The sequence below is a fragment of the Psychrobacter sp. CAL346-MNA-CIBAN-0220 genome (genome assembly GCF_040309805.1).
GTDB lineage: Bacteria > Pseudomonadota > Gammaproteobacteria > Pseudomonadales > Moraxellaceae > Psychrobacter.
Map to the genome: position 1 here is coordinate 1 of NZ_JBEOPF010000330.1, position 268 is coordinate 268.

At 40.7% G+C, this 268-nt stretch carries 1 pseudogene; it reads right to left on the reverse strand.

The features are described from left to right. Window positions 1-105: 105 nt before the first annotated feature. Window positions 106-268 (reverse strand): annotated as a pseudogene (locus AAEY88_RS13855) (Ohr subfamily peroxiredoxin); the annotation flags it as partial.

A 268-nucleotide genomic window follows, 5' to 3' on the forward strand; every position in this document is an offset into this window, starting at 1 on the left:
GTCGTTGTTCACCACGATGATGACCTTTGACATCAACATAGAAAAACCAAGACATCTGTCTTGGTTTTTTTGTTTGTAAGTCAGTAAAACTGGTTTACAAAAAGCTTAAATCGCTTGACCGTTTACGGTTAATTTTACATCGATGTTGCCACGTACTGCGTTTGAGTATGGGCAAACTTGGTGGGCTGTTTTCACTAACTGTTCAGCTTCTGCTTGGTCGAGTTCAAGTTCAACTGCTAGCGCTACTGTTAATGCAAAACCACCATTG